26 protein-coding genes and 2 pseudogenes are annotated in these 22,285 nt (G+C 71.3%); 12 read left to right on the top strand and 16 right to left on the bottom strand.

Going from position 1 to position 22,285, the window contains the following annotated elements; all coding sequences use genetic code 11:
• Positions 1-29 precede the first annotated feature (29 nt).
• A complete protein-coding gene (locus ABZS51_RS21625; RefSeq protein WP_355443745.1) occupies positions 30-524 on the bottom strand; it encodes an FBP domain-containing protein in 495 nt (164 codons plus the stop codon).
• 71 nt (positions 525-595) lie between these two features.
• Between ABZS51_RS21625 and ABZS51_RS21620 the strand changes: the two genes are divergently transcribed.
• Positions 596-1,195, top strand: a complete 600-nt coding sequence (locus ABZS51_RS21620) for a WHG domain-containing protein (RefSeq protein ID WP_355443742.1) — start codon at positions 596-598, stop codon at positions 1,193-1,195.
• Between the two features lie 15 nt (positions 1,196-1,210).
• Here the strand turns inward: ABZS51_RS21620 and ABZS51_RS21615 are convergent, their stop codons facing one another.
• A complete protein-coding gene (locus tag ABZS51_RS21615; protein WP_355443739.1) occupies positions 1,211-1,933 on the bottom strand; it encodes an SDR family oxidoreductase in 723 nt (240 codons plus the stop codon).
• Positions 1,934-2,064: 131 nt separating this feature from the next.
• On the opposite strand from ABZS51_RS21615, the gene ABZS51_RS21610 reads away from it, so the two are divergent.
• The 3 genes from ABZS51_RS21610 (at position 2,065) to ABZS51_RS21600 (ending at position 6,160) form a co-directional block, all read left to right on the top strand.
• Positions 2,065-2,964 carry a LysR family transcriptional regulator gene (locus ABZS51_RS21610; protein WP_355443736.1) on the top strand — a complete coding sequence of 300 codons (900 nt, stop codon included), beginning with the start codon at positions 2,065-2,067 and terminating at the stop codon, positions 2,962-2,964.
• A gap of 162 nt (positions 2,965-3,126) precedes the next feature.
• The gene (locus tag ABZS51_RS21605; protein WP_355443733.1) at positions 3,127-4,083 is read left to right on the top strand and encodes a cyclase family protein; all 957 of its coding nucleotides are present in this window, start codon (positions 3,127-3,129) and stop codon (positions 4,081-4,083) included.
• A gap of 109 nt (positions 4,084-4,192) precedes the next feature.
• Entirely contained in the window at positions 4,193-6,160 is a 1,968-nt protein-coding gene (locus ABZS51_RS21600) for an NACHT domain-containing protein (protein ID WP_355443729.1), read from the top strand.
• Between the two features lie 24 nt (positions 6,161-6,184).
• On the opposite strand, the gene ABZS51_RS21595 is transcribed toward ABZS51_RS21600, so the two are convergent.
• Positions 6,185-6,550 (bottom strand): helix-turn-helix domain-containing protein, encoded by a 366-nt coding sequence (locus ABZS51_RS21595; protein ID WP_355443726.1) that lies wholly within the window; start codon positions 6,548-6,550, stop codon positions 6,185-6,187.
• A 116-nt stretch (positions 6,551-6,666) separates the two neighbouring features.
• On the opposite strand from ABZS51_RS21595, the pseudogene ABZS51_RS21590 reads away from it, so the two are divergent.
• Together ABZS51_RS21590 and ABZS51_RS21585 are read left to right on the top strand one after the other, a co-directional pair.
• A pseudogene (locus ABZS51_RS21590) lies at positions 6,667-6,903 on the top strand (alcohol dehydrogenase catalytic domain-containing protein); the annotation flags it as partial.
• A gap of 332 nt (positions 6,904-7,235) precedes the next feature.
• Positions 7,236-7,625, top strand: coding sequence for a zinc-binding dehydrogenase (locus ABZS51_RS21585; protein WP_355443724.1), 390 nt, complete (start codon positions 7,236-7,238; stop codon positions 7,623-7,625).
• A 52-nt stretch (positions 7,626-7,677) separates the two neighbouring features.
• Here the strand turns inward: ABZS51_RS21585 and ABZS51_RS21580 are convergent, their stop codons facing one another.
• Positions 7,678-8,700 carry a hypothetical protein gene (locus tag ABZS51_RS21580; RefSeq protein ID WP_355443721.1) on the bottom strand — a complete coding sequence of 341 codons (1,023 nt, stop codon included), beginning with the start codon at positions 8,698-8,700 and terminating at the stop codon, positions 7,678-7,680.
• A 120-nt stretch (positions 8,701-8,820) separates the two neighbouring features.
• Between ABZS51_RS21580 and ABZS51_RS21575 the strand changes: the two genes are divergently transcribed.
• Complete coding sequence (locus tag ABZS51_RS21575; protein ID WP_355443718.1) at positions 8,821-9,939, top strand: hypothetical protein; 1,119 nt, start codon at positions 8,821-8,823, stop codon at positions 9,937-9,939.
• Positions 9,879-10,508 (top strand): response regulator transcription factor, encoded by a 630-nt coding sequence (locus ABZS51_RS21570; RefSeq protein WP_310711291.1) that lies wholly within the window; start codon positions 9,879-9,881, stop codon positions 10,506-10,508. Before ABZS51_RS21575 ends, ABZS51_RS21570 begins: the two co-directional genes overlap by 61 nt.
• An 85-nt stretch (positions 10,509-10,593) precedes the next feature.
• On the opposite strand, the gene ABZS51_RS21565 is transcribed toward ABZS51_RS21570, so the two are convergent.
• From ABZS51_RS21565 to ABZS51_RS21550, 4 genes are read right to left on the bottom strand one after another with little or no spacing between them, the layout of a single operon-like run.
• Positions 10,594-11,238, bottom strand: coding sequence for a response regulator transcription factor (locus ABZS51_RS21565; RefSeq protein WP_355443714.1), 645 nt, complete (start codon positions 11,236-11,238; stop codon positions 10,594-10,596).
• A complete protein-coding gene (locus ABZS51_RS21560; protein ID WP_355443710.1) occupies positions 11,229-12,377 on the bottom strand; it encodes a histidine kinase in 1,149 nt (382 codons plus the stop codon). Before ABZS51_RS21560 ends, ABZS51_RS21565 begins: the two co-directional genes overlap by 10 nt.
• 10 nt (positions 12,378-12,387) lie before the next feature.
• Complete coding sequence (locus tag ABZS51_RS21555; protein WP_355443707.1) at positions 12,388-13,200, bottom strand: ABC transporter permease; 813 nt, start codon at positions 13,198-13,200, stop codon at positions 12,388-12,390.
• Complete coding sequence (locus ABZS51_RS21550) at positions 13,197-14,111, bottom strand: ATP-binding cassette domain-containing protein (RefSeq protein WP_355443704.1); 915 nt, start codon at positions 14,109-14,111, stop codon at positions 13,197-13,199. The genes ABZS51_RS21555 and ABZS51_RS21550 overlap by 4 nt, the downstream gene beginning before the upstream one ends.
• A gap of 204 nt (positions 14,112-14,315) precedes the next feature.
• On the opposite strand from ABZS51_RS21550, the gene ABZS51_RS21545 reads away from it, so the two are divergent.
• Positions 14,316-15,017 (top strand): 2-phosphosulfolactate phosphatase, encoded by a 702-nt coding sequence (locus ABZS51_RS21545; RefSeq protein ID WP_355443701.1) that lies wholly within the window; start codon positions 14,316-14,318, stop codon positions 15,015-15,017.
• 83 nt (positions 15,018-15,100) lie between these two features.
• Here the strand turns inward: ABZS51_RS21545 and ABZS51_RS21540 are convergent, their stop codons facing one another.
• From ABZS51_RS21540 to ABZS51_RS21530, 3 genes are all read right to left on the bottom strand, one after another.
• Complete coding sequence (locus ABZS51_RS21540; RefSeq protein ID WP_355443698.1) at positions 15,101-15,976, bottom strand: sigma-70 family RNA polymerase sigma factor; 876 nt, start codon at positions 15,974-15,976, stop codon at positions 15,101-15,103.
• On the bottom strand, positions 15,973-16,365 hold the full coding sequence (locus ABZS51_RS21535) for a VOC family protein (RefSeq protein ID WP_355443695.1): 393 nt from the start codon (positions 16,363-16,365) through the stop codon (positions 15,973-15,975). Before ABZS51_RS21535 ends, ABZS51_RS21540 begins: the two co-directional genes overlap by 4 nt.
• A 122-nt stretch (positions 16,366-16,487) precedes the next feature.
• Positions 16,488-17,204, bottom strand: a complete 717-nt coding sequence (locus ABZS51_RS21530; RefSeq protein ID WP_355443691.1) for an alpha/beta hydrolase — start codon at positions 17,202-17,204, stop codon at positions 16,488-16,490.
• A 324-nt stretch (positions 17,205-17,528) separates the two neighbouring features.
• Here ABZS51_RS21530 and ABZS51_RS21525 point away from each other — a divergent pair, with 324 nt between their 5' ends.
• Complete coding sequence (locus tag ABZS51_RS21525) at positions 17,529-18,200, top strand: enoyl-CoA hydratase-related protein (RefSeq protein ID WP_355443687.1); 672 nt, start codon at positions 17,529-17,531, stop codon at positions 18,198-18,200.
• 195 nt (positions 18,201-18,395) lie between these two features.
• Here ABZS51_RS21525 and ABZS51_RS21520 read toward each other — a convergent pair whose 3' ends face one another.
• Positions 18,396-18,782 carry a VOC family protein gene (locus ABZS51_RS21520; RefSeq protein WP_355443684.1) on the bottom strand — a complete coding sequence of 129 codons (387 nt, stop codon included), beginning with the start codon at positions 18,780-18,782 and terminating at the stop codon, positions 18,396-18,398.
• Positions 18,748-19,071 carry a metalloregulator ArsR/SmtB family transcription factor gene (locus ABZS51_RS21515; protein ID WP_355443681.1) on the bottom strand — a complete coding sequence of 108 codons (324 nt, stop codon included), beginning with the start codon at positions 19,069-19,071 and terminating at the stop codon, positions 18,748-18,750. Before ABZS51_RS21515 ends, ABZS51_RS21520 begins: the two co-directional genes overlap by 35 nt.
• Before the next feature lie 26 nt (positions 19,072-19,097).
• On the opposite strand from ABZS51_RS21515, the gene ABZS51_RS21510 reads away from it, so the two are divergent.
• Positions 19,098-19,394 (top strand): Tn3 family transposase, encoded by a 297-nt coding sequence (locus ABZS51_RS21510; protein WP_355443678.1) that lies wholly within the window; start codon positions 19,098-19,100, stop codon positions 19,392-19,394.
• A gap of 196 nt (positions 19,395-19,590) precedes the next feature.
• Here ABZS51_RS21510 and ABZS51_RS21505 read toward each other — a convergent pair whose 3' ends face one another.
• Genes ABZS51_RS21505 through ABZS51_RS21495 form a run of 3 tightly spaced genes read right to left on the bottom strand, consistent with a single transcriptional unit; the run spans position 19,591 to position 21,831 of the window.
• Positions 19,591-20,403: a class I SAM-dependent methyltransferase gene (locus tag ABZS51_RS21505; protein WP_355443675.1), complete on the bottom strand. Its 813-nt coding sequence runs from the start codon at positions 20,401-20,403 to the stop codon at positions 19,591-19,593.
• Positions 20,404-20,412: 9 nt separating this feature from the next.
• Positions 20,413-20,868 (bottom strand): transcriptional regulator, encoded by a 456-nt coding sequence (locus ABZS51_RS21500; protein ID WP_355443672.1) that lies wholly within the window; start codon positions 20,866-20,868, stop codon positions 20,413-20,415.
• A 33-nt stretch (positions 20,869-20,901) separates the two neighbouring features.
• On the bottom strand, positions 20,902-21,831 hold the full coding sequence (locus ABZS51_RS21495; protein WP_355443669.1) for an alpha/beta fold hydrolase: 930 nt from the start codon (positions 21,829-21,831) through the stop codon (positions 20,902-20,904).
• A gap of 278 nt (positions 21,832-22,109) precedes the next feature.
• On the opposite strand from ABZS51_RS21495, the pseudogene ABZS51_RS21490 reads away from it, so the two are divergent.
• Positions 22,110-22,280, top strand: a pseudogene (locus ABZS51_RS21490) (hypothetical protein); the annotation flags it as partial.
• Positions 22,281-22,285: the final 5 nt, after the last annotated feature.

Below are 22,285 nucleotides of genomic sequence, written 5' to 3'. Positions count from 1 at the left end.
GGTGCCGGGCGCCGATGCGCGGTCCCCGTTCACGCCATGACCTTGTCGAGGAACGCCGACAGCCTGGCCCTGGTGCGATCAACCTGCTCCTCCACCGTCAGGGACTCCTCCAGCCGGCCGCCCAGGTCCGGGGTCTTCCTGCCGCGCACGTACAGGGAGCAGGCGAGGTCGCTGCACACGTACACGCCGACCGAGTTGCTGTCCCGGCCCGCCTGGCCCGCTCTCCGGGCGGTCATCAGGGAGACGCCGCTGCCGGGGTGCGTGGTCAGGCACAGGGAGCACATGCCGCGGTGGAGGTGACCGCGCTGCTTGGCGGCCAGGCGAAGTGCCACCCCGACGATGGCGCCGTCGCGCTCGGTGACGAGGTAGCCGCGGTCGGGCGCGCCGGAGTCACGCCACCCGAGGAAGTCAAGGTCGTCCCAGGGCTGCTCGGTCAGGTCCCGTGGGAGCGGCAGCCGCTTGGCCTCTCCCTTGGAGCAATTGACGAACGAGGCGCGGATTTCCTGCTCACTGGCTGGCTTCATGGCGCGGAACGCTACAATGCCTAGGAGCATTATGCAACTACCTAATACTCCTAGGAAGCGTGGAGGTGGCGATGGCTCGTGCGGGACTGACAGCGGAGCGCGTGACGGAGGCGGCCGCGGACCTGGCGGACGCCGTCGGGTTCGAGAACATCACCGTCTCCGCGCTGGCGCGGCACTTCGGGGTCAAGGACGCGAGCCTGTACGCGCACCTCAGAAACCTGCAGGACCTGCGGGAACGAGTCGCGATGCTGGCCGCGGGAGAGCTGGCCGACCGCATCGCCGCGGCGGTCGCGGGCCGCTCCGGCAAGGAGGCCATGGTGGCGTTCGCCAACGCCTACCGGGACTACGCGCTCGCCCACCCCGGCCGTTACACGGCGACCCAGGCGGTCCGGGTGGACCCGGCCGTCCTCGCCCGCTCCACCGCCTACGTCCGCACCATCGAGCTGACCCATGCGATGCTGCGCGCGTACAAGCTGGCCGAGCCCGACCTGACCGACGCGGGCCGGCTGATGCGCAGCGCCTTCCACGGCTACATCAGCCTGGAGGCCAACGGCGGATTCAGCCACTCCCGCGAAGTGCGGAGGTCCTGGGAGCGCGCCCTCGACGGCCTGCACATCATGCTGGAGAACTGGCCCGCTGATCCGTCACGTCACGCGGCCGAGGAGGACTGATCGAGGGCGGCGGCTTCAGACGAGCCGGCCGCCGCCGTCCACGTGCAGCACCGTGCCGGTGACGTAGGGGTTGCCCATCGCGAACAGCACGGCCTGCACCAGGTCTTCGGGCATGCCGACGCGCCGGGCCGGGTTCCGCGCGGCCACGCCCCGCAGGAACTCCTCCTTGTCCGCGCCGAGCCCGTCCCACGAGCCGGTGTCGACGATGCCGGGCGAGATCGCGTTCACGCGCACCGGCGCCACCTCCACCGCCAGGGCCTGGACCAGGAACGCCAGCGCGCCGTTGGTGGTGGCCATCACGGTCCGGGCCGGGGCGGGCCGCCAGGCCGCGACCCCGGAGAAGAAGGTGAACGAGCCGCCCTCCTCCACCTGGCCCGCCAGGTGCTTGGCCAGCAGCAGCGGGCCGATCACCTTCGCGTCGAACGCGCGCCGCACCGCGGCGAGGTCGAGGTCGGCCAGGGGGCCGTTGGCGGGCATGGCGGCGGTGGACACCAGGTGGTCGAAGCGGCCCGCCCGCGCGGCCAGGCCGGCGACCGAGTCCTCGTCGGAGAGGTCCACCGGCACCACGTCGGCCTTGCCGCCCAGCTCGCCGGCGGTCCACTCCAGCTTGCGCGGGTCCGGCCCGGCCAGGACGAGATCCGCGCCGGCGGCGGAGGCGGTGCGGGCGAGCAGGCGGCCGGTGCGTGAGCCGGCGCCCACCACGATCAGGCGCTGCCCTTCGAGGGTCTGTGAAGACATGGCTGAGCTCCTCATGTCATCGGGTTGGGGCGGGCCGCCGCTGTGCTGCGTCGCGGCCCGTGGCCCCAGCCTGTCCGACCTCGCCGGATAAGTCCAAGGCTTGGTTTCTATGGGGCCGATAACATCTGTTCATGGCAACCTTGCGGCAGCTCGAATACCTGGTCAAGGTGGTCGAGACGGGTTCCTTCACCCAGGCGGCGGAGCTGCTGCACGTCACCCAGCCGGCGCTGTCCCATCAGATCCGCGCGCTGGAGACGTCACTGGGCGGCCCGCTCCTCGAACGACTCCCCCGGGCGGTCCGCCTCACCCCGCTGGGCAGGGCCGTGCTCCCCCATGCCAGCGCCGCACTCAACGACGCCCAGCGCCTCCACGCCGCCGCCCGCCGCGTGGCCGGGCTCGACGGCGGGGAGCTGGAGGTGGCCACCGTCTACTCCGTCAGCCTCGGCATCCTGCCCCCGGTGCTGCGCGCCTGGCGGCGCCGCCACCCGGAGGTGCGGATCCGGCTGCGCGAGTACCCCCACACCGTACGGCTCGAAGAGGCGATGATCGCGGGACAGGCCGACCTCGCCATCGGCCCTGCCCCGGCCCGGTGGGAGGGCCCGGTCCGGGACCTCGGCGTCGAGGAGTTCGTCGTCGTCCTGCCCCCCGACGACCCCCTCGCCGCCCATCCCGGGCCCGTCGCCCTGAGCGCCCTCGCCGACCGTGACTGGGTGCACTTCGCCCCCGGCAACGGACTCGCCGAGCTCCTGGACCGGTCCTGCGCCGACGCCGGATTCCAGCCGCGCGTCGCCGTGCGGACCGAGCAGACCTCCGCCGCGCCGCTGCTGGCAGCCGCCGGGCTCGGGCCCGCGCTCGTGCCGGCCTCGATCATCCCGTCCGGCTTCGACGGCGTCGCGCTCCGCGCCGACCCTCCGGTACGCCGCACCCTCACCGCCTACACCCGCACCCGGCCCGACCCGCTCACCACCGCCTTCGCCGAGCTGCTCGCGTTCGGCGTCGGGCCGGGCGGGCGGGCGTCTCGGTGGCCTTGACCAAGGCTGCGACGTGCTCGGCCAGCCACCCGGTCCGTGGACGCAGCCGGCCCGTTGATCTAGTATCGTGCCGGCTCCAGCGGCCCTGGCAGGTCAAAGGAGAGGGCGGGACACCGTGCCCGCGGTGCCTCGAACCGCGTGACCGGAGGAGTCGATGCTGAGATGACGGCAGGGCGACCGATGCCCACGCAGGACGACGTGCTCGGGTACTTCGACACGCTGTCGAACTGGGGACGGTGGGGCGACGACGACGAGCTCGGCACTCTGAACCACATCACCGACGACGTCCGGCTGGCGGCGGCGCGCGCCGTGCGCCACGGCAGGAGCGTGTCGTGCGCGTGGGAGGTCGCCGTGCCGGAGGAGATGGAGCGGTCGACGACGACGTGCCCGTGCGCCGCCGACATGCCGGGTGCCGAGAACATGCCGCTGCCCGGATTCCGCAACGACCGGCACTGGGGCTATTCGTCCGAGCGGCTCGGCATCACGTTCCACGGCAACACCGTCACCCATGTCGACTCGCCGTGCCACATCTTCTGGGACGGCACGATGTACAACGGGCGGTCGCACTCGATGGTCGACGCCGCGACGGGATCGGCGTGGGCGGCCGTCACGGCGGCGGCGAACGGGATCATCACGCGTGGCGTCCTGCTGGACATCGCGAAGGTGCGCGATGTGCCGTGGTTGGAACCGGGGCAGGGTGTGCATCCCGACGATCTCGAGGAGGCCGAGCGTCGCCAGGGTGTGCGGGTGCGATCCGGCGATGCGGTACTCCTGCGGACCGGCTACGGCCGCGTCCGGCACGAGGCCGGTGCGGCCGGCGGTTTCACGCAGCCCGGGTGGCACGCGTCATGCCTGCCGTGGCTGCAGGAACGGCAGGTCGCGCTGATCGGCGCTGACACCCCCCAGGACGTTCAGCCGTCGGGGTACGAAGACATGGCGATGCCGGTTCACACCGTGGGCCTCGTCGCGATGGGTCTGTGGCTGCTCGACAACTGCGACCTGGAGGCGTGCGCGACGACGGCCGCCGAGCTCGGCCAGTGGGACTTCCACCTCGCGGTCGCGCCGGTCCGCCTCGCCGGCACGTCCGGCAGCCCGGTCAACCCGATCGCCACATTCTGACCGCGGTTCACGGCACCGCCGTACCGGGTGAATCAGCGGCCCGCGTCATGACCGGTGCGATACAGCCGGGTCCGCATCACGAAACCGCTTCCCCGCACCTCTCCTAGTAATGTCGGCTCGCGTGGCGCGCTCGAACTCGGACTTCCGTGGGTGGTACTGGTGGGCACTGGTCGCCACGTCCATCCTCGTGCCATTCATCGCCATCGCTGTGACCGTGCTCTTCGTCTCCCAGGGTCGTGAGTACGCCGACCAGTGGGCCAGCATCTTCAGCTTCGTCGTCACCGCCCTGGGCGCCTCGGCGGCGATGATCGGCTGGTTACGACAGAGAGCCAAGCGCAGGGGCGACCTCGGTACGTTGGACGTGGCCGAGCCGGAGGCGGACGCCATAGCGGCTCATGCCGAACGGCTGGCCGCCAAGGTCGAGCAGGTATGGAAGTCGGAGGAGTTGCGGCAGCGCCTCCTGGATCCGGAGCCTCTGCCCGTCTCCTGGCGTACGGTCGGCCCGCCTGTCAGCGACCACTGGCGTGTCATCGGCGGCGATGACCTGCCCATCGACCTCGACGGCAGTCTGGACGACCTTTATCACACCATTCACACCAAGCTGCCGCGGACACGCTTGGTCGTGCTCGGTGAGCCCGGCTCCGGCAAAACCTCGCTGGTGATGCGCTTCGCCCTGGCCTGCCTGTCCGCCCGCGAACAGGGCGGCCCCGTCCCCGTCATCCTGCGGCTCTCGACGTGGACCCCCTCCAGCCGGCCCATCGTTGGCTGGATCTACGCCCGTCTGGTGAAGGACTACGACTACGACCCCGCCGAGCCGCTGTCCCTGGACCGGCTCCTGCTCATCCTGGACGGCCTTGACGAGATGCCCGCCTCCGAACGGGAGCTGGCTCTCACCCAGATCAACGCTGCCTTCAGCGCCAGGCATCCCCTTGTCCTGACCAGCCGTACCGCAGAATACCTGGCCACGATCGACTCCCAGCAGGCGGATGTCCTGACGGCAGCGGCCGCCATCGAGATCAAGCCGCTCGACGTCGCCGCCATCCGTGACTACCTGACCATCACCACGAAACCCGCCCGGCTGCCAGGATGGTCCAACGTGTTCGCCGAACTGACCGCTGACCCGGAAGGCGAACTCGCCCGCGGCTTGTCGACTCCGCTGGCCCTGTCCCTGGCCCGCGTGGCCTACGCCGAACGGGCGGCGAATCCCGACCACTTGCTCACCTTCACGACCAGACGCGATCTTGAGGTCCATCTCCTCAGAGAGCTTGTGCCGGCCCTCTACTCCAGCTCCGCCGGCCACCACGGGCGCAGCCGATCCGGCAGCCCGAGCCGCTCCAGCGCGTATGAGCAGCCCAGCGCCGCCTGGCACCCGGACGCCGCGCGTCACTGGCTGTGCTTCCTGGCCCGGCACTGCGGTCGGCGGGGCATCTCATGGCCAGGGCTGATCGACCTCGTCCCCTCTTGGGTCTACGGCCTGATCCTCGGTCTTCTGTCAGGGTTGTGCGTCGGCACGGCCTTCGACGTGGCGGCAGGCCCCGTCGGGGGCGCTCTCCTCGGAACGGCCATGGCCATGGCCACCTTCGTCTACGTCTTCGTCAAAGACTGTCAAGAGCCGCCCCCCTCGAGCCTGATGAGGTCGTGGATCGCGGCATCGGCCTTCTTCGCCTTCGTCCTCGGGCTTCTCACGATGGGCGCCGGCCTGCGAGCCGATCAGGGGGTCGTCATTGCGCTGGGGGCAGCGCTCTGGCTCCAAGTGACGCTTTCCCGCGGCTTGATCGCCTTACAGGTGGGGCTGCTTGACATCGCCGTCGTGTACACCGCCGTCACCCGGCCGTCCATCTCCTCGGACGCGCTGGCTCTGGCCTCCCTCATGACCGTACTCGCTCTGTCCGTCCTGTCCGCCTTCCGGCTCCGCCTCTTCCTGGCCCGTGCCCTGCTCGCCGCATCCGGCCGCCTGCCCTGGCGAGTGGCCACGTTCATCGAGGACGGCCACCGGCGCGGCGTGCTCAGACAGGTCGGCGACCTGTACTACTTCCGTCACGATCTCCTACGACAACAGCTGACCCAGAAGGAATAGCCTCTCGCGCCAAGCGCGGCATCCCTACGACAGGGCGGGGATCTCGTGCAGGTGCTCCTCCACCCAGGAGCGCAGCATCCCGATCGGCACGGTCACGCTGCGGCCCAGCTCGGTCAGCGCGTACTCCACGTGCAGCGGCACGGCGGGGTACACGGTGCGGTCCACGAAGCCCGCCTCCTCCAGCCGCCGCAGCGTCTGGGTCAGCACCTTGGGGCTGACGCCCTGAAGCTGCCGTTGCAGCTCGCCGAAGCGCTGCGGCCCGTCCTCCAGGGCGCCGATCGCCAGCGTGGACCACTTGTTGGACAGCAGATCCAGCACGTCGCGGCAGGGGCAGAGCGCGGAGTAGACATCGTGGCGGTCGTGCTCCCCGGTGGGGCATCTCAGGATCACGGCTGGGGCTCCTCTCGTACTACCCAACAGATAGTAATCCCCCTTGCGGGTTACTACCGCCTGACGGATAGCTTCCGGGATCGTCGCACCAAGCACAACAAGCGAGGAGAAGCAGCATGTCGACGCCCACCATGCGAGCGATCAGCCAGTCCGCGTTCGGCGGTCCCGAGGTGCTGGAGCCGGTCCGCGTCCCCCGCCCCGAACCGCTGCCCACCGAGGTGCTGGTACGGGTGCACGCCGCCGGGGTCAACCCGGTGGACTGGAAGACCCGCTCCGGCGGCGGCATGGCGGGGGTGCTCGGCCAGCCGCCGTTCATCCTGGGCTGGGACGTCTCCGGGGTGGTCGAGGAGGTCGGGTTCGGCGTGACCGTCTGGAAGCCGGGCGACGAGGTGTACGGGATGCCGTGGTTCCCGCGCGCGGCCGGCGCCTACGCCGAGTACGTCACCGCCCCGGCCCGCCAGTTCGCCCGCAAGCCCGCGACGCTGGACCACCTGCGGGCGGCCGCCGTACCGCTGGCTGCTCTGACCGCCTGGCAGACCCTGACCGACACCGCCGGCGTCCAGGCGGGGCAGCGGGTGCTCGTCCACGCCGGCGCGGGCGGCGTCGGCCACCTGGCCGTGCAGTTCGCCCGCCACCTGGGCGCGCACGTCATCACGACCGCGAGCGCCGCCAAGCACGAGTGGCTGTGCAAGCTCGGCGCCGAGGCGACTACACCACCACCCGCTTCGAGGACGCGGTGGCCGACGTGGACGTGGTCATCGACCTGGTGGGCGACGGGCACGACCACACCAGCACGCGGTCGCTTGGCGTGCTGCGCCCCGGCGGCCTGCTGGTGGTGGTCCCGTCGGGGGTCTCCCCCGAGCTGGTGGAGCGGGCTCATGCGGCGGGTGTCCGCGCGACCCCGTTCCTGGTCGAGCCCGACGGGCCGGGGCTGGCCCACATCGCCGGCCTCATCGACCGGGGCGAGGCGGCGATCGAGGTGGAGGCCGTCCTCCCGCTCGAACAGGCCGCCGATGCGCACCGGCGCGGCGAGGAGGGCCGCACCCGCGGCAAGCTCGTCCTGGGCGTCGCCTGACGGACGCGGGCCGGCCGTCGCACCTGACCGCACAGAGGTGGCAGCCGCGTCGTCACGTTCGGCTGAGACTCCTACCGGTCGGAGGAGCGTGGCCGGCGGCCACCTCGGCTGTGGTCTGCCGGCGACGCCGGTGGTAGGAGACGGTGGCGGTGGCCAGCGCGGCGCCCCAGATCGGCCAGAAGCACTCCGGCAGCCAGGCTCCCCATTCCTCCAGGGCGAACCGGCCGGCGATCGTCCAGCGGAGATAGGTGAGCCCGGCCACGGTGATGATGATCGAGACGAACCCGGCCGGGACGACCGCGAGCAGCGGCGGCACCCGTCTGCCGCGGAGTCCGGGGATCCAGCGGGGGAAGATCTCGCCCCACCGCTGGGTGAGCCCGAGGGTGAGCACGCCGCCGAACGCGCCGAATGTCGCCAGATAGGCGCCCGCCAGCCACAGGCCGCCCTCGCCCTCGGCCAGGAACGCCTTGCTCACCCCGAGAGGAACGCCCAGCGCCCACGCCCACCGGGTGGCGCAGTACACCAGCGGCACCACGACCGCCACGTACACCGCGACACGCCCGCGCTGCGGGGTGAACCAGCTCCTGCGCCCCTGGTCACGTCCGTAGGCCAGCGCGGCGGCGGCCAGCAGCAGGCCGCCCAGCACGCACACGAGCTGGTTGAGCACCGGCCACGGCCAGGCGTCGGCGAAGGTCGCACCGCCCAGGCCCCACCCGAGGACGGGGGCGGCCAGCAGCAGCGGCGTGTAGGCGACGCCCATCATCAGCCGGGAGTCGGGAATCACCAGGATCAGGAGCGCGGCGACGGGCCAGGCCACGAACAACGGCGCACGGCGGCCGCTCCGGCGGGTCAGCGCCAGCGCCGTCACCGCGATGAGGAGACAGAAGGCGGCGATCCACCAGCCGAAGCCCGGCGTCGTGCCGGCCAGGATCGACAGCGCCCCGTCGGGGTCGGGGTCGGTGGCGCCCCAGGGGAAGCCCGGCGTCCCCAGCGCCCACGCGGCGCCGAGCACACCGTAGGCCAGCGCCCATGACGCCGCCGCATACTGTCGCCAGGCAGAGGTGAAGGTCTTCATGTGATCAGCCTCATGGCGGGGCCGGTCGGTGAACCAGATGCCGATCGGCACCCCTGGAGGCCGGAAGAGGTGCCGTTCGGCACTCGCGGGTGAACCGTCCGGTGCGCGTATCTTCATCGGGTGGACGTGACATGGGCCCTCGCCCTGATGTCGGAGATGGTGCCCGGGCTGGTCGCCGTCGCGGTGGCCGCGGCCGGGCTGTCGCGGCCCCGGCTCAGGCCGCGTCTGGCCGCGCCGGCCCTCCTGGCCGCGAGCGTGTCCCTGGCCGTCACGGCGGCCCACGTCAGCGGCGTGACGCGGGCCCCGTCGGGCGCCGGCGCGCTGGGGATGGCCGAGAGCGTGGCGCTGATGGTGCTGGTCGGCCTGGTCGTCCGGTACGCCCCCCTCCGGCAGGCCGTGCTCTCCTCGTCGGCGGCGGGTCTGGCCGCGGCCGGCTGGCTGCTGCGCGTGTTCACGCCCGCCTCGCCGCTGGAGGCGGTGGGCGTGTGCGCGTTCTGGGGGCTGGGGGCGTTGGCGGCCGTCGCCGTGGGCGCCTACCTGCGCTCCCTCGACGTACGGCAGGAGCGGGCGGTGGCCGACACGCGCACCGCTCTGCGGCTGCGACTGGCCCGGGACCTGCACGACTTCGTCGCCCACGACATCGGCGAGATGGTGGCGCACGCCCAGGCGGGCGGCGTGGCGGGCGATCCGCTGCGGGCTCTCGAACGCGTCGAGGCCGCCGGCCAGCGGGCCCTGTCGATGCTGGACCGCACACTCGACATGCTGCACCACGACCGGCCCCTCGGCCCCGTCGGCGATCTGGGCGGCATCGCCGAGGCGGCCGAGCGGTTCTCCGCCGTCGGCCCCACGCGCGTCAGCCTGCGCATGGACCCGGCCGTGACGGTTCCGGTGGAGACCGCGGCGCTGGCCTACCGGGTGGTGATCGAGGGGCTGACCAACGTCCGGCGGCATGCGCCAGGGGCCGGGCATGTCGGCCTGCGCGTCGGCGCCTCGGCCGGGGCCCTGGAGATCACGATGACCAACGACGGCGTCGCCCGCACGAGAAGCCGCCGGCGGGGCGGGTCCGGCCTGCCCGGCCTGGCCGCGCTCGTGGCGGAGCAGGGCGGCGAGCTGGTGACGCGGGCGCTGCCGGACGGGTGGTCGCTGACGGCTCGCCTGCCGCTGGCACAATCGCCGGAGTGGTCACCCGAATCCTCATCGCCGACGACCAGGAAGGCATCCGCGCCGCCTTCCGCATGATCCTCGACGCCCAGCCGGACATGACTGTCGTCGCCGAGGCCGCCGACGGCCGCGCCGCGATCGACACCGCGAAGACGATCAAACCCGACGTGGTGCTCGCCGACATCCGCATGCCGCGCGCCGACGGCATCGAGGTGACCCGCGCCCTGGCCGGGACCGGCATCCACGTCGTGGTCGTCACCACGTTCGGGCTCGACGAGTACGTCCACGCCGCCCTGCACCACGGCGCCGCCGGGTTCATCCTGAAACGCTCCGGACCCACGCTGCTCATCGAGGCGATCCGGGCGGCCATGAACGGCGACGTGCTCATCAGCCCGCAACTCACCGTCCGGCTGCTGCGGCGGCGCGGCGTGCCGCAGGAGTCGCCGCACGTCGTCCTCACCGAGCGAGAGGACCAGATCGTGGCCATGGTCGCGCACGGCAGGACCAACGCCGAGATCGCCGCGGAGCTCTTCCTCTCCCCGGGCACCGTGAAGAACCACATCGCCTCGATCCACGACAAGATCGGCGCCAGGAACCGGGTCGCCATCGCCGCGTGGGCCTGGGCCACCGGAAGAGCAGAGCCCTGAGCGTGCGGCGCACCGCCGGCGACGCTGCAAAGGGACGGGACAACGGGGCCGCCGCAGGACCGGCAGCAGGACGATCCGCGCGCGGTCAATGGTCGAGGTAGCGCAGAATGGCCAGCACCCTGCGGCTGTAGCCGGGATCGCGCGGCAGGTTCAGCTTCTCCGTGATGGCGTTGATGTGCTTCTCCACCGTGCTCAGCGACACGTGCAGGCGCTCGGCGATCGCCGTGTTGACGTAGCCCTGCGCGAGGTGGCGCAGCACCTCCGTCTCGCGCGGGCTGAGCCTGCTCAGCGGGTCGGCGTGGGTGGTGCGGGCGAGCAGCTGACGGACCACCTCGGGGTCCACGACCGTGCCGCCCGCGCGTACCCGCTCCAGCGAGTCCAGGAAGTCGGCCACCTCCGAGACCCGGTCCTTCAGCAGGTAGCCCAGCCCCTCGGTGTGCCCGGCCAGGAGAGTGGCGGCGTACGTCTTCTCCACGTACTGCGACAGGACGAGCACGGCGACGTCCGGGAGGCGTTCGCGGATCTCCAGTGCCGCCCGCAGCCCTTCGTCGGTGTGCGTCGGCGGCATGCGCACGTCGACCACGGCCACGTCGGGGCGGTGCTCCTCGACGGCGGCGAGCAGCGCCGGCGCGTCACCGACGGCTGCGACGACCTGGTGACCGGCGTCGTCGAGCAGCCGGCCCAGGCCCTCGCGGAGCAGCACCGAGTCGTCGGCCAGGATCACCCGCACGGCGCCTCCTTGGGCAGCGTCGCCGTGATCCTGGTGGGGCCGCCCGGCGGGCTGTCGACGGCGAACGACCCGTCGAGCGCCAGGACGCGCCTGGCCAGGCCGGACAGCCCGCCGCCCGAGGGGTCCGCGCCGCCCGCGCCGTCGTCCGAGATCGCCACGCTGACCGTCTCCTCGTCCTCGCTCAGCACGACCAGGATGTCACCCGCGCCGGCGTGCTTGATCGCGTTGGTGATCGCCTCGCGGGCGACGAAGTACAGGGCCGTCTCCACCTCGGACACGGGCCGCCCGGCCAGCCCGTAGTGCACGGTCACCGGCCCGCCCGACCGCTCGGCCACGCCCGCGAGGGCCGCGCGCAGGCCCAGCTCGTCCAGCGCGGTCGGGTAGATCCGCCAGGCGACGCTGCGCAGCTCGTCCAGGAGCCGGCGCGACTCGGTGTACGCCTGGCCGACGAGCTCCCCGGTCCTGGCGGGGTCGGCGCTGTGCCGGGCGCGGCCCAGCAGCATGGCCAGCGCCACGCCCCGCTGCTGCACGCCGTCGTGCAGGTCGCGCTCGATCCGGCGCCGCTCGTCGTCCACGGCCCGGACGATGCCCGAGCGGGTCGCGGTCAGCTCGGCGATGCGCCTGCGCATCACCTCCTGCCGTCCCGGCCCGAGGAAACGACCGGCCAGCCGCCGCTCGCCGGCGCCCGCGACGGCGGTCGCGGCCGCGAGCAGGACCAGCAGGAACGCCGCGTTGGACAGCCCGAGGATCGCGGTGTCGGTGACCAGTCGCACGCCGGGCAGGTTGACCGCCACGGGCTCGCCCTGGCCCGTGGCCACGGCCCACAGCCCTCCGGCCAGCAGCAGACCGGTGAGGAACATGCCGGCCGCCAGGACGTACCCCGCCACGACCCCCAGAGCGGCGCGGGCGGCCAGGAAGCCGTAGCCGCCGCCTCCGGGCTCGGCGTCGTGGCCGAGCCACCGGGACAGCCGCCGGCGTTCGAGAGCCGTCAGCCGGGCCAGGCCACGCCCGGCGGCGGGCCGCGTGGACGCGAACAGGGACGCCGGCCAGGCCACGCAGAGGAAGAGCAGCTCGGCGACGCCGAGGGCCGCGCCCGCGAGCACCCCGACCAGGGTGCGCGCGACCCGGTTACCCGACACGGCCAGCAGTCTAGGCGTCACGCCGGCGCAGCAGCGCGTGGCCTGCCGCCAGAGCCGCCGCCGTCCACCCCGCCAGCCAGGCCAGCCCCTCCGCGGCGGTGTACGGGATCGGGCCACCGGTCAGGTTGTCGGTGCTGCCCATGAACGCCAGGCCCGCGAACAGCGGCATGCGCATCGACGCCTCCAGCGCCGCCTGGCTACCCGTCATCAGCAGCATCAGCGGCAAACCCATCAGCAGCATGAACATCACCGTCAGCGTGCCGGCGGCGCTGCGCATCGCGGCGCCCACGCCGACCGCCATGACCGCCACCAGGGCGAAGAAGACGCCCATGCGCAGCAGGTCGAGCGCGACCTCGGCGGGCGGCAGCTCCACCAGCCCGCCGAACACGTCGGCGGACAGCACCGCGTAGACGGCCACCGTGGCCGCGCCCCCGGACACCACGCCCGCGGCGACCATCACCGGCGCCACCACCAGCGCCTTCGCGGCGAGCACCCGGCCGCGGATCGGCGTGGCCTGCAGCGTGGCGCGGATGCCGCCCGACGCGTACTCCGAGGTGACCGCCAGCATGGCCATCGCCACCAGCGCGAACTGCACGAACGACGTCGCCGACACCGCCGGCTCGCTCGCCGTCAGGCGCGCCCCCGCGACGCCCTCGCGCACCATGTCGGTGACCGTGGCCCCGCCGAGCATCAACGCGCTGAGCACCATGAGCACCGTCGCCGCGGCCAGGCACCACCAGGTGGAGCGCACCGACCACAGCTTCACCCATTCGGCGCCGACCGCCCGGGCCAGCTCTCCGCTCCCCATGGTCATGATGGTCACACCCCCGCCTTCTCGGTGCCGTACTCCACGCTGCTCGCCGTCAGCTCCTGGTAGGCCTGCTCCAACGACGCCTCGCGCGTGCGCAGCTCGTGCACGCGGATGCCCGCCTCGTACGCCAGGTCGCCGACGCGCTCGATCGTGGCGCCGGTGGCGACGAGCTGGTTCTCCCCGAGACGTTCCACGGTGATCCCGGCGGCGCCCAGCCGTACGGCCAGCTCGTCCGCGTGCGGCGTGCGGACGGCCACGGCGGTCAGGGCGCTGCCGGCGATCACCTCTGCCAGCGGCGCGTCCATGATGAGCCGTCCCCTGCCGATCACGACCAGGTGGTCGGCGGTCAGCTGCATCTCGCTCATCAGGTGGCTGGAGACGAACACCGTGCGCCCCTCCCCCGCCAGCGAGCGCATCAGGTGGCGTACCCAGCGCACGCCGTCGGGGTCGAGCCCGTTGACGGGCTCGTCGAACATCAGCACCTCGGGATCGCCCAGCAGCGCGGCCGCGATGCCGAGCCGCTGGCTCATGCCGAGCGACAGCACGCCGGCCCGCTTGCGCGCCGCCGCCGCCATCCCCACCTGGTCCAGCACCTCCGCGACCCGGCCGTGCGCGATGCCGTTGCTGCGGGCCAGCGCCGCCAGGTGCGCGTGCCCGCTGCGTCCGGGATGCAGCGCCCGCGCGTCCAGCATCGCGCCGACCGTGCGCAGCGGGTTCCTGATCTCGTGGTACGGCACGCCGCCGATCAGCGCCGTGCCCGCGGTGGGGCGGTCGAGCCCGAGGACGAGGCGCATCGTCGTGGACTTGCCGGCGCCGTTCGGCCCGAGGAACCCGGTCACGGCGCCCGGCCGCACCTCCAGCGACAGGTCGTCGACGGCGGTCCGGTCGCCGTAGCGCTTGGTCAGATTCTTGAGACTGATCACGCCGGCCAACGCTAGGCAGCCGCCGGCACGGCCACCATGGGGGCGAACCTCCGACTTCCATGGCGGAAAACCGTAAGACCTCGCGACGGACGGTTCCCCGGAAGATCGCCGGCGTCGCGCCGTCCACACGCGTTCCGAGACCGTCCATGTGACGCGTACCACTTGTTGGGTGCTTCGGGTCGGGCATGCGCGAACATGACCGGCATGGATGCTCGTTTCCTTGGTATCGCTGAGCTGGTCGAAGTTCCTTCCGTGGCGGTCGTGGTCGACGTCATGCGTGCTTACACGGTGGCCGCCTGGGCCTTCGCCCGGGGGGCGGAGCAGATCGTTCTCGCTGAGTCGCTGGAAGAGGCCCTGGCGCTCAAGGCTCGCCACCCGGATTGGGTGGCGCTCAAAGACGGTCCGCCCGCGCCCGGGTTCGACATCGTCAACTCCCCCGGCTTGCTGCGGTCCATCGACCTTGGCGGACGGACCGTCGTGCAGAAGACCACGGCAGGGACGGTCGGCGCCCTCGCGGTCAAGGATGCGGAGCTGGTGCTGTGCGCCGGCTTCGTGGTGGCGGAGGCAACAGCTCGGCTCCTGCGGACGCGCAGGAGTGACAGTGTCACCTTCGTGGTCACTGGCGAGGACGGGCAGGCCGATGAAGATCTGGCGTGTGCTCAGTACATCGCTCGGAGGGTCACCGAGGCTGGGACGGATGCTGCTGAGTTCCTCCGCCGCGCCGCCGAGTCGCGCGCCGCCACCGAGCTGGCGGAGGGGGTGCGTCAAGGAGTCCATCCCGATGACGTCGCGCTCTGTCTTGAGGTGGACCGGTTCCCCTTCGCCATGGTGGCGACCTCGGAAGGCTCGCTCATGGTCCTGCGTCCACACCCGATGCCTTCGCCGGCTGGCGAGGACCCGGTCTGACCGCTGGTGAGGTCTGCTTTCGGCATGCGGAGAGCGGGCACCCCGTCCACGTCCACATGTCCGCGCTCGGGGCCCGCCCCGGCTCAGGCCGGGGCGGGCAGCTGGATCGAGGCGAGTTTGGCCGGGTCCACGATGATGTGGATGGCGGTGATCCGGCCTTCGGTGACCGTGAAGGCGATGACGGAGAGAGGGGTTCCGTCGGGGCGCCAGGACATGTGGCCGGGAACGCCGTTGACCAGCACGGGTCGTTGGCGGGCGACCTCGCCGGAGAACCTGCGGGCGCCGGCGGCGACTTCGGTGGCGCCGAGGGTGACGACCATGCCGGCGGGGGTGTCGACGGTCAGCTTCACGTTCGGGTCGAGGACACGCAGGAGCGCTTCGAAGTCGCCGCCGAGCGCGGCGGCGCGAAATGCCTGGACGACCTCGTGGTGCTCGCGGCCGGGGCCCGCCGGCCGGTCCCTGGCTTGGACCTTGCGGCGGGCGCGGCTGGCGAGCATCTTGGTGGCGTCAGCGGATTTGCCCAGGATCTGGCCGATCTCGTGGAACGGGACCGCGAACATGTCGTGCAGGACGAACGCCAGGCGCTCGCTCGGGGCGAGCGAGTCGAGCACGACGAGCAGGGCGAGGCCGACCGAATCGGCCAGCGCCGCCTGCTCGTCCGGCGCGGGGTCGTCGGCGGGCGTCACCACGAGATCCGCGAACTCGTGGCCGTAGGCGGTCTCGGGGTGGGCTTGACGCGATCTCAGCAGGTCCAGGCTGATCCGGCCGACCACGGTGGTCAGCCAGCCCGCCAGGTTGCCGATGGTCGCCCCGTCCTGGCGGACGAGGCGCATCCAGGCTTCCTGGACCACGTCCTCGGCGTCGGCGTGCGAGCCCAGCACGCGGTACGCAAGGGCGCGCAGCCGATCGCGCTGGGCTTCGAACGCCTCGGTCACCAGGCCGGACGGGTCGGCGGTCACGGCTTCCGCTGCTGGCGGAGCGAGACCCGGTTGCCGTCCGGGTCCACCGCCTCGACGCGGACCCCGAACGGATAGTCCACGGGTTCCCCCTCCTGGAAGGCGACGCCGCGCCGGCGCATGATCTCGAAATCCTTTCGCAGATCATCGGATTCGAGGATCAGCGGACCGGGCGCGGCATCCTGGTCCACCTCGCCCGGCTGTCCCGCGGCCGCCGCATGCGACCACAGGAGGATCTGCACCGGGCTGCCGGGAACGCCGACGGTGAGGAACCGTCCGTCGGGCCCCGAGACGTCGATCCGCTTCTCCAGGCCGAGTCCCTCGGTGTAGAACTCCAGCGCACGGTCCTGATCCGTGACGTACATCGTCACGTACATGATGTTGGTCAGCATCCCTGTTCTCGATTCACTCGTCGGTGCGACGTCCGTTCGTATGCGGTCGTCGCACCTATGACGAGTGCCGACGGGAAAAGGTAACAGGACCGGTCCGCCGGAGTGGAAGACAGGCCGCGGTGTCAGCTCAGATGACGGGCGAAGAACCGCAACGCGCTGTCGGCCTCGAAGGCCGGCAGGTCCCCGTGCTTGCCGGGGTTGGCGTGCAGCGTCTTCTCACCGGAGGCCAGGGCGTCGAACAGGGCCAGGGCATCCTCGCGCGGCACCAGCTCGTCGTCCCACTGCACCATGAACTGCACCGGCACAGTGACCCCGGCGGCGGCCTCGGCCGAGGCCGACGACGTCCCGCTCAGCCCCAGCACCGCCGCGCGGATCCGCGGCTCGGCGGCGACCAACGGGATGCCGAGGGCGCAGCCCAGCGACATGCCCCAGTAACCCACCGGGCCCAGATCCCCGAGCGCGTCCAGGACCGAGCGCCATTCCGGGACGGTCTGAGCGGCCAGCAGCGCGTGGAGCTCGGCCAGGAGCGGGAGCGGGTCGCCCGCGCCGGCCATGCGGGCCCGCATCTCGGTGATGATCCGGTCGTGTTCGGCGGTTCTGGGCCGGCCGCCGTGGGCGGGGGCGTCGATGGCCGCCGCCGCGAACCTGTGCTCGGCCGCCAGCCGGATGGCGCGGGCCACCACGCCAGGGGCCTGCTTGTGCTGTCCGCCGCCGTGTCCGATGAGGATCAGGGCGCGGGGTTCGGCGTCGTCCGGCGTCCACAGCACGCCGGGGGTCTCGCCGAGGGTGAAGGATCGTTCGGTGACGCCGTCGATCGACGTCTGAGAGGTGAAGCGCATGCGCGTTTCAGAGCCTTTCGGGATGCCTTGTGCGGGCGCTCCCTAGGCCATGCGAGAGAGGGAGCCCCGACCTGTCACAGCGTTGATCGGTCTCACCTCCTCCGGTTCGATACAGAAGCACAGCGACACCGAACTTATCACGACGATCACATGTTCCATCCGGAGATCCCCCACCGGAACACCAGCCGTCCGGGCCACCGCCCCACGGCGAGCCCGGCGGCTCGCGTTGCGGGCGCTCTGCCGGAGGGCGTAAGTTACTCGGCGGTAGAATCTGATCGCCGACGACGGCGTGACCTGCCGCCCACTCCGCCCGAGGGAGCCGCCGTGCCCATGCTCGACCGCCAGGACGACGTCTTCGTTCTCGACCTCGGCGACAACGAGAACCGCTTCCACCCCGACTGGATCGACGCCGTCAACGCCGCGCTGGACGAGGTGGAGAAGGCGGAGGGGCCCCGCGCCCTGGTGACCGCCGCCACCGGGAAGTTCTACTCCAACGGCCTGGACCTGGACTGGCTGTTCGCCCACGCCGACCGGCACCGGGACTATGTCGTCAGCGTCCACGAGCTGCTGGCGCGGATGCTGGCCCTGCCGGTGATCACCGTGGCGGCCCTGCAGGGTCACACCTTCGCCGCCGGCGCCATGCTGTCCCTGGCCCACGACTTCCGCGTGATGCGCGCGGACCGCGGTTACTGGTGCCTGCCCGAGGCGGACATCAACATTCCGTTCACCCCGGGCATGTCGGCGCTGATCCAGGCCCGGCTGACCCCGCAGGCCGCGCACGAGGCCATGGCCACCGCCCGCCGCTACGGCGGCCATGACGCCCTGGCCGCCGCCATCGTGGACCGCGCGGTCGAGGAGGACGCGGTGCGACGTACCGCCGTGGAGATCGCCCGCACCCTGACGGCCAAGGCCGGCGCGACGCTCGGCACCATCAAGGCACGCATGTACGCGCCCGCCCTGGCCGCGCTGCGCGACGGGGACGCCCCCCTCGGCTGAAGCCGGCTCCTGCTGAGCGGCGGATGAGTCGGACCCGAGTGCCGGGCGCGGTGACGGCCGGAAGCAGGAGCCGAAACTGGCACGCTTCCGGTGTCGAGAACGTGGTGACGGCTCCGTGCCAGGTACAGGAGAGCTACCGGCGCTGCCACGTCCGCGGCCCCGAAGGGATCATCGTCGCATCGGCCGACGTGGTCCTTACTTGCTGTGCACGATCTGGAGCAGGTTGCCGCAGGTGTCGTCCAGGACCGCTGTGGTGACCGGGCCCATCTCCAGCGGCTCCTGGGTGAAGCGGACCCCGAGCCCGCGCAGCCGTTCGAACTCCGCCGCCACGTCTTCCACGGCGAAGGAGGCGGCCGGGATGCCGTCCTGGACCAGCGCCTCCTTGTACGGCTTCACGGCGGGATGGCTGTCCGGTTCCAGCAGCAGCTCGGTCCCGTCGAGGTCTTCCGGTGAGACCACGGTGAGCCAGCGGTCCTCGCCCAGCGGGACGTCGTGCTTCTTCACGAAGCCGAGCACGTCGGCGTAGAAGCGCAGGGCCTTGTCCTGGTCATCGACGAAGACGCTGGTCAGGTGGATCTTCATGGGGTGCCTCCGGTGTGTCGCGCCTGAGCCACCGGGTGATGATGAGCTCAAGGGGTTCGGTGTTCAGATCGTGGAACTTGTAGCGGCCCTCGCGCCGCGAACGGACCAGATCCGCGGTTTCCAGTACCGCCAGGTGCTGACTGATCGCCTGGCGGGACAGGCCGAGACCGTGCTTGGTCACCAGTCGTGCGCAAATCTCGAACAGGGTCTGGCCGTCCCGCTCGACCAGCTCATCGAGGATGCGCCGGCGGGTGGGGTCGGCCAGGGCCTTGAAGACATCCTCCGCCATGACCCCCACCATAGGCAAGTAGCGACTTGCCTATCAAGCCGGGTTCGCTGCCCCTGGTCGGACGGGCGCCCACAGCCGGTCGGCGGCGAGCCGGGCTGATCGTCAACTGCGTCATCTACTCCACCGCCTGCGACATCACCGATGCCGCCAACAACATCGCCGCCGAGGGCCGGCCCGTCGACCTGGATGACCTGGCCACCGTCTCGCCGTACCTCACCCACACCGTGCGCCGGTTCGGCAACTGGACGCTCGATCTGACTCCGCCGGATCAGAACCCGACGACCCGGCTCGACCTTGAACCTCGCGTACTGTTCTCGACTTGACCGCAAGGGAGCGGCCGTCGGAGTGTGCGCGAACGGAAACGTACGCCAAGGCTCGTTCGCCCAGCTCACTGATAGCGCGCGATCTCGTTGGGCGGGTGCACTCGCGGCCGTTTCCGCCCCATCGCCCCAGCGCCTTCGGCGGCACGTTTCACGAGCTGAAGGAACGCTGCCTGTCGCCACCGCCGCCGGCGCGGGGTCAGAACCGGTAGCGGAGAATCCGCGCTCCTTGTCGCGATAAGGCTGTGCTGCGAGCGGTGAGACGGGTCAGCGCGCGAAGCGGCTGCGGGAACCGGTCCACTTCCGGTGCGCGGGTGAGGATCTGCTCCTCGATCAGTTCGAGGCCGGCGCCCCAGGACTCCGGTTCGCGGGGGTCGTCGAAGCCCTGGGCGGCTTTGATGCCGAGGGCCTTGATGGTCGGGTGGTACTTCATGGCCCAGGCGGCGAAGCGGGTGTAGCCGTTGAGCGCGAGTTCGCCTGACGGGAAATGGCCGGCCAGCTCGCGGGTCATTGTCTGGAAGGAGTCGCCGGGCATGAAGGGAAGCAGCCCTTCGGCGACGATCATCGCCGGCCGGTCGCCGGGGATGGCTGCAAGCCAGCCGGATGTGGTGAGGTCGGCTCCGACCAGGTGGGAAGGGCCGGGCAGACATTCGGATCGCAGGTTCACCACTTCTGGGAAGTCGATGTCGTACCAGTCGACGCTCGGCGGTGGATCACAGCGGGACATCCTGGTGTCCAGGCCGCAGCCCAGGTCGAGCACTACGCATCCGGGGTGAGCGGTGGTGTACGCGCGGACGACGTCGTCAAGCTTCTTGGCCCGCAGGGCGGTGGTGGCAATGAGGTTGGGTTTGACCTTCAGCCTGGGGAAGTCGTAGTCGATTTTGTCGGCCAGGTCGGCGGAGAGCGTGTCGCCGAGGATCGGGCTGGGCTGCGTGGCGTCCAGGGCTCTGGCGTAGAGGGTGAGCAGCAGCGTTTCCTGGATCAGCCCGAGTTCGGGTTGCCAGCGGTGCATGGAGGTTCCTTACCGGCGTAGCGGATGGCGGGCTGCGAGGTTCTGCAGCCACGTCAGGGAGTCGTGGGCGGCTTTGATGCGCTCGGTGCGGTGCCCCTCGCCGCCCGCGATGTCGAGCCCTTCGTCGGCGATCTCGCCGAACGCGCTCAGGCTTTCGAGCTTGCGCTGGATGACTTTCTGCCAGGCGTCGTCTTCGATGCGGTAGTAGGAGGTGCGATCGCCGGGCCTTCTCACCTTCTTGACCAGGCCGATGGCCGTGAGAAACCGCATGTTCGAGGTGAGGGAGGCCCGGCTGGCCTGGATGACGTCCGCGATCTGGCCGGCGGACTGCTCGGCCGGATCGCAGATCATGAGCCAGCCGAGGATGCGTCCGGTGATGGGCGGCAGCCCCCACTCCTCGACACAGAAGGCGGCCACCCGTTCCACCCAGCGGAGCAGCCGGTCCCGCTGTTCCTCATTGCTCATCGTCGGATCCTCCGTTGTTGATCGTGTGCCGGTTCACTGTGTCATGGCGGCCACCGACTCGTAGGTGGGTGTCGGGGTGATGTCCGCAAGCCGGGTCTTGCGCAGGTGAAGGTCGAACCAGTCGATCGCGAGCGCCATCGCCTCCTCCAGGCCCGGGCCGGTGTAGAGGCCGAGCACGTCGTAGGGCAGCACCGCGAGCCGCTTGGGCTCGCCCGCCTTGGCGAAGGCACTTTGCGCCTCCTCGAGCATGTGGTACGGGTCCCAGCCGCCGTTGGCGATCATCAGCAGCGGCGTCGGCGCGAGCCGGTGGATGAGGTTCTCCGGTGCGAAGGTGAGCAGGTGCTCGGCTGAGTCGAGGGTCTTCTCGTTGCGGTAGGTGGGAAACAGGCGGGTCGACATGTCCGGGGTGTCCTTCACGCTGTCGCCCTCCAGCGTCAGGTGCGGCACGCGAGCGCTCTGCCCGCCTTCGTAGCGCCGCTGCCAGTCCTGCTGCAGTTGGTCGCGCAGCGCGTGGACACCGGTACGGCCCAGGAGGCGTTCCAGGTAGCGCCATCCGTTCCACACGCTGGGGCTCTGCACCACGACGCACTTGATGCGCCGATCGAGCACGGCGGCCTGGGCCGCCACCGAGCCGCCGATGCTCACGCCCCACACCCCGATCCGCTCCGGTTGCACTTCGGGACGGGTCTGCAGGTAGGACACGGCGCTGCGGAAATCCTCCACCTGCCGTTCCGGGTAGTCCAGGCCGCGCGGCTCGCCTTCGCTGGAACCGACCGTACGGTAGTCGATGGCCAGCACCGCGAAGCCGGCCTTCACGAAGTACGGCGCGAAGAACGCCAGCGCCTCCTTGACCATCACCCCGCTGTGCCCGAGCACCAACCCGGGGGCCGGATCGCTCGTCTCGGGCAGGTAGAGATCACCCGCGCAGCGGGTGCCGAGGCTGTTGAAGGTCACATGTTCCATGGGTCACTTCCTACAAGACTGCTAGTAGTTTCAATCGTGACTGAAATAACTAGCAATGTCAATGCAGATGGCTGTTCGGGGAAAGGGTTGCGCACCGCCGCTCACTCTCGTGCATCGGCGGCATCTACGAGTGGCAGAGAATTGGTATTCCCTGTCACGCACACCCGGCTCACAGCGGGTTCGCCCAGCTCACCGCTCACCGCAGCCGGGCCGACACTCCCAGGCCCGGCCCCGGCTCAGACAGCGGATCAGACGGTAGCCCGGCCGCCGGGCCGGGCGTGGCCGAGGCCGTCGAGCGCTTCCCGGCATCGTTGCCGACCGCCACCACCCGCACCAGCTACGCCCGCACCCTGAACCGCCTCACCGGGCTCGCCGGCCCCCGCCCGGTCCCCGAGCTCGCGCCCGACGACTACGCCGCGGTGATGGCGCACATGCACGGCGCGGCCGCCGCCAC

The organism is Nonomuraea sp. NPDC005501, assembly GCF_040605905.1.
GTDB lineage: Bacteria > Actinomycetota > Actinomycetes > Streptosporangiales > Streptosporangiaceae > Nonomuraea.
This window is presented reverse-complemented; position numbering and strand designations above follow the sequence as displayed.